Below are 4,077 nucleotides of genomic sequence, written 5' to 3'. Positions count from 1 at the left end.
GGTCTGGATTATGTTTCCTGCTCACCATTCCGGGTGCCTATTGCCCGTCTGGCTGCCGCCCATGCCGCACTGGGTGGGGGAACTGATAACACCAAGTAAGCTTGTTGCGATAATCGTAAAAAGGGCGACACCATGCCGGTGCCGCCCTTTTTATTGACGCCCACGGTCGGCAAGGTCTAAAGTTCTCCCCATGTCTGACCTGTTACGCCGCATATTCCCTTGTTTGGACAGTACCAAGCCTGCCTCAATCCGCTGTAACGTCTTTCGGCTCTCCATGCCGGTGCTGCTTTCATCCCTGTTTCAACGACTGGTTGCCATTGTTGATATCTTCCTGACCGGCGGTCTGGGGGCATCGGCCATTGCCGCCACCGGGCTTGGTCAGTTGCAGATATTTGTTATCATGACCATTTTCTGGGGGTTGTCCACCGGTACCACGGTGGTCATCGCCCATCTAACCGGTGCGGGCCGACACGAAGAAGCAAAGCGGGCTGCCGGTACAGCGGTGCTGTTCTGTCTGGGGTTGACCGCGATAGTCTCGCTGATCGGGGCCTATGGCGGTGGGGAACTGGCCCGTTTGATGGGGGCAACACCAGAGGTGCAGCAACTGGCCCATGAGTATATCCGGCTGGTCTTTCTCTGGCTGATCTGGACAACCGGGGTCAATATCCTCTCTGCCATCATGCACGGGGCTGGTAATACCCGCACCCCGATGGAAGGGATTCTGCTGGTCAACATCCTGCATATACTGCTGGCCTGGCCGCTAATCTACGGCAAACTGGGGCTGCCTGCCCTGGGTGTCAAGGGGGCGGCAATTGCCATTAACCTGTCAGAATTTGTGGGATGTTCTTACCTGCTCTGGCAGGCCTTCCGACGGGGTTACCTGACCATCGGGCTGCCGGACCGCGTGCTGTTCAGCAGAATCTGGCAGGTGGGCTGGCCGGTGGCGTTGGAGCGGGTAGCCCAACAGTCAGGGCAGTTGGTCTACTCCAGCGTGGTGATCGCCTACGGTACCACCGCCTATGCTGCCCATCAGATCGGGCTTTCCATTGAATCGCTCTCCTTCATGCCCGGTGCAGGCATGGGTATTGCCGCTGCCACCCTGATGGGGCAGTCGCTTGGAGCAAAGAAGTATCAGCGTGCCCACGCAGGTAATGCCGAGGCACTACGGCTGGCCCTGGTGGTAATGGGGATCATGGCGCTTATTTTTCTACTGGTGCCGCAGTATCTGGTGATGATCTTCAGCCATGATCCTGAAGTTATCAGGCATGGTTCAGTATTCCTGCGGATTGTGGCCTTTGCCCAGATTCCGTTGGCGGTCTCCTTTGTCTATGCCGGTTCGTTGCGTGGTGCCGGAGACACCTTCTACGTCTTTATCGTAACCTTGCTGACCATGTGGGGGGTGCGGGTGCTGCTGGCCTGGATCGCCGGACCGGTGCTGCATCTGTCGTTGTATATGGTATGGGGAGTCTTTATCGTGGATTGGTATGCGCGGGCCGCAGCCTTTGCCTGGCGGTATCACAAGCGGGATCTGCATGGGGTAACGTTATAATGTACTCGGAGGTTATGAACATAGTGATAATATTTATTTCCAATTATAGTCAATAGTGGTAATAAATATTTCCAGTATTGTTAGCTTGGGAGTGCTTATGCTGGATACCATCAAATCAATTATACTCGACCATCAGGAAACCACACTTCAAACAGGGGTGTCCCGTGATCTGGAAATGGTGCCGGTGCCAGGCAAGGCAGCCGTCTGCATAGGTGTGCGCAGAAGTGGTAAATCAACTTGTCTGTCCCAGATTATGCAGCGGCTTCTGAATAACGGAGTCTCACGGCAGAATATCCTCTACCTCAATTTTTTCGATGATCGTCTGCATCCCCTCCAGCATGGTGGGATCAGCATGGTTGCCGATGCCTATTATGCACTGCACCCTGAAAAGAAGAATCAGGAGACTGTCTACATCTTTCTGGATGAGATCCAGATGGTGGCAGGCTGGGAGCCGTTTGTAGATCGCCTGCTGCGTACAGAGCTGTGTGAACTGTATCTGACCGGTTCATCGGCCCGGATGCTATCAAAAGAGATCGCTACCCAGATGCGCGGCAGGGCGCTGACGTGGGAACTTTTTCCGTTTTCGTTCAAAGAATTTCTGGATGCTGCTCAGATTAAGAGCCAGCCCCCGTTTTCGACCAAGGATCGTCTGCTGGCGCAGAAAGGGTTTGAAGGCTACTGGGAGTCCGGTGGGTTTCCTGAAGTTGTCGCTCTGGATCACCGTATGCGTCTGAAGATTCACCAGGAATATTTTCACACCATTTTGTATCGTGACTTGGTAGAGCGTAACGACATATCCCATCCCCAGGCCGTTCTGGACCTGGCTTATTGGCTGGTAGACAACATTGCATCGCTTTACAGCATCAATAATTTGACCGGCTACCTGAAATCACGGGGCCACAAAGCACCAAAGTCTGCAGTCACAGAATATCTTGAGTGGTTTGAAGACGCCTATTTCCTTTTTACCGTACGACTGTTTGATGCCTCTCTTTCCCGCAGCAACGCAAAACCCAAAAAGATCTACTGCGTGGATCATGGTCTGGTCAGGTCGGTATCTTCCGGCATACTGACCAATTCAGGCCACCTGCTTGAGAACCTGGTCTTTACCGCACTTAGACGGATAAGCAGCGACATCTTCTATTACCGGACCCGTAGCGGCAAAGAGGTTGACTTTATTGTGCAGATGCCTGACCGATCGCGTCTGTTGGTGCAGGTGTGCGAATCTCTGGCTGATCCGGCAACCAGAAAGCGAGAACTGGCGGCGCTACATGAGGCAATGACAGAGATGGCATCTCCGCAGGCAACGATTGTCACCCGTAATGATGATGAAATCATAGAACATGATGGGGGAAGCATAACCGTGGTGCCAGTATGGAAATGGCTGGTACAGTAATCTAAAGAGGTGATTTTGATATGACCAAAGTCGGTATCGCAGCAAAGATTCCACAACCATGTTTATAAACCGTGCTGCGTAGGGACGATATTCCAGCTACTTGACGTCAGATCAAACAGTATCCGCGCCTGTCCGCTCCTCAACTGCTGCAGCACCTGCTCAATTTTTTCCTCCAGGGTAAAACCGGCATCACTCAGCTCAGACCACTCCCGGCTGACAAAATCAGCCAGCAGAGCCTGCAGAATCGCAGGATCAATCCGCTCCAGCGGAATCTCTATCCCTTCTTCTGCTGTATCATGCCGGTATTGTTCATCTTCCATGGTCAGCTGGCCTGTTGATAGCGTTTGGGGGTGGTTTCCAGGGTCTCGTTGCCGTCCTGCAGGTAGAGGTTGCCTTCAGTCAGGGTAATGGACCAGGAAACGCTGCGTTTAAGCCGGGCAACAAGTTGGTTGATGAACTCCTGCTCCAGGGTGATCACGGTAATATTGCTGCTGTTAATCAGCTTATCCAGATGCTGGCGCTCCCAACCGGGCAGCTTGGAGCCAAAGGCGACCAGTGCCACCTGATCTGCATGCCGCCGGGCCTTCAGCAAACGCTCAGGGTCAGGCAGCCCTACCTCAATCCATGACCTGATCCGGTCATCCGGCGCCTTGGACCAGAGATCCGGCTCATCACCCTCACAGACCCCCTTGGTAAAGACCAGCCCCTCTTCATACAGCAGGGCATAGGCCAGCAGCCTGCCCACCAGACGCTCTTCAGTTTCAGACGGGTGGCGGGCCACCGTGGCCTGCAAGGTTTCATAGATGCTGCGATCAAGATCGGCAAGCTGGATACTTGCTTTGTAAATGGTTACCGGTAATGCCATCTGGCAGATGCTCCTTGGTCTGTTGATGGGCTACAGTAGCACGGGCAGCCTGGTGATGGTGCGTAAAAACCGGTCTGTTGGAGATTTGTCACTAAAACCGGAGTTTTAGCTTGATGATTAGGTGGTTATGAGTAGTATTGATTAGAGCTGACGCCGCGCAAAAAGGATAGCCCATGAAAAAACTGATGCTGCTCTTGCTTCTGGTCACAACTTTTGCCCACGCAGAAACCTACCAATGGACTGATGGTGTTGGCACCGTACACTTTTCAC

General features: G+C 53.4%; 5 protein-coding genes. 3 read left to right on the top strand and 2 right to left on the bottom strand.

The window, feature by feature from the left end:
• Positions 1 to 190: 190 nt before the first annotated feature.
• Together OEL57_RS14850 and OEL57_RS14845 are read left to right on the top strand one after the other, a co-directional pair.
• Positions 191 to 1,549 (top strand): MATE family efflux transporter, encoded by a 1,359-nt coding sequence (locus tag OEL57_RS14850; protein WP_300741519.1) that lies wholly within the window; start codon positions 191 to 193, stop codon positions 1,547 to 1,549.
• Positions 1,550 to 1,646: 97 nt separating this feature from the next.
• Positions 1,647 to 2,942: an ATP-binding protein gene (locus OEL57_RS14845; RefSeq protein ID WP_300741518.1), complete on the top strand. Its 1,296-nt coding sequence runs from the start codon at positions 1,647 to 1,649 to the stop codon at positions 2,940 to 2,942.
• Between the two features lie 62 nt (positions 2,943 to 3,004).
• On the opposite strand, the gene OEL57_RS14840 is transcribed toward OEL57_RS14845, so the two are convergent.
• Positions 3,005 to 3,262, bottom strand: coding sequence for a YheU family protein (locus OEL57_RS14840; protein WP_300741517.1), 258 nt, complete (start codon positions 3,260 to 3,262; stop codon positions 3,005 to 3,007).
• 2 nt (positions 3,263 to 3,264) lie between these two features.
• Positions 3,265 to 3,807 (bottom strand): YaeQ family protein, encoded by a 543-nt coding sequence (locus OEL57_RS14835; RefSeq protein WP_300741516.1) that lies wholly within the window; start codon positions 3,805 to 3,807, stop codon positions 3,265 to 3,267.
• A 173-nt stretch (positions 3,808 to 3,980) separates the two neighbouring features.
• Between OEL57_RS14835 and OEL57_RS14830 the strand changes: the two genes are divergently transcribed.
• On the top strand, positions 3,981 to 4,077 hold a 97-nt coding region (locus OEL57_RS14830; protein ID WP_307726560.1), incomplete at its 3' end, for a DUF4124 domain-containing protein.

The organism is Trichlorobacter sp. (assembly GCF_030247655.1).
GTDB lineage: Bacteria > Desulfobacterota > Desulfuromonadia > Geobacterales > Pseudopelobacteraceae > Trichlorobacter.
Note: the sequence above shows the minus strand (reverse complement) of the source record. Positions and strands in the feature narration are given on the sequence as shown.